The sequence below is a fragment of the Cryobacterium sp. RTC2.1 genome, assembly GCF_035018685.1.
Lineage (GTDB): Bacteria > Actinomycetota > Actinomycetes > Actinomycetales > Microbacteriaceae > Cryobacterium > Cryobacterium glucosi.
Map to the genome: position 1 here is coordinate 1 of NZ_JASJXJ010000319.1, position 972 is coordinate 972.

1 protein-coding gene is annotated in these 972 nt (G+C 63.3%); it reads left to right on the top strand.

The window, feature by feature from the left end; all coding sequences use genetic code 11:
• Positions 1-442, top strand: a 442-nt coding sequence (locus QN357_RS19065; RefSeq protein ID WP_323505410.1) for a DDE-type integrase/transposase/recombinase, incomplete at its 5' end; no start/stop codon positions are given.
• Between the last annotated feature and the right edge of the window lie 530 nt (positions 443-972).

Here is a 972-nt window from a genome sequence, read left to right on the forward strand (position 1 = left end):
GCTCTACCTCTGCGCGATCAAAGACGTCTACTCGAACAAGATCGTCGGCTACTCCATCGACTCCCGAATGAAAGCATCCCTGGCCGTCGCAGCGGCCCGCAACGCGATCGGCCAGCGCACCATCGACGGCACGATCCTGCACTCGGACCGAGGCTCTCAATTCCGCTCCAACGCGTTCCTTCGGGTGCTGAAGAACAACGGCATCACCGGGTCGATGGGTCGCGTCGGCGCCTGCGGCGATAACGCCGCGATGGAGTCGTTCTTCGCCCTGCTGCAGAAGAACGTCCTGGACCGGCAGCGGTGGTCAACCCGGGAAGAACTGCGCCTGGCGATGGTGGTCTGGATCGAGAGGACCTACCACCGCAAGCGCCGACAACGCCGCCTCGGCAAGCTCACCCCGATCGAGTTTGAGACAATAAACGTGGCCCTCAAGGCCGCCTGAAACCACTAACCCTTTGAGTCAACTGAACTCGGGGCAGTCCCCAGCGGCATGAGCAAATCTGTGACGAACGACCGCCTCGAAGTGGATACGACGTCCTTGGTGTCCATGTTTGCTGATAGTTCGAGTCTGCTCGGCGGGCTGAACGAGGTCGAAGTCGCGTCACCGGTGTCGCCAGCTTCGGGGGACGACTCGGTCCGCGACAACCAGCCGGGCCGGAGTGAGGGGTCTTGGCGCCGTGCGCTTTGGTGACGATCCCAGGCCTCTTCAACGTCCAGTCGACGGTCGGAGCGGACAACGCGCGGTAGGTGACGCAGTTCCGTCAGTACCCCTTGAGTGAGCGGCATCCAGCCCGGTTCGCAGGGCGTGAGGACCATGTCTGGTGCGATCCGGAAGAGATTTAGTCGGTGAGCGGCCAGACGCGCCTGGGCGGTGAACGTCGGGTCCGTCATCGTGCCGAGAGGAAGGTCAGGCCCGGGATCAGACCGGGAACCGGCTGCGACCTGGTTCGCGTTCAGTGGCAGCAGGATGAG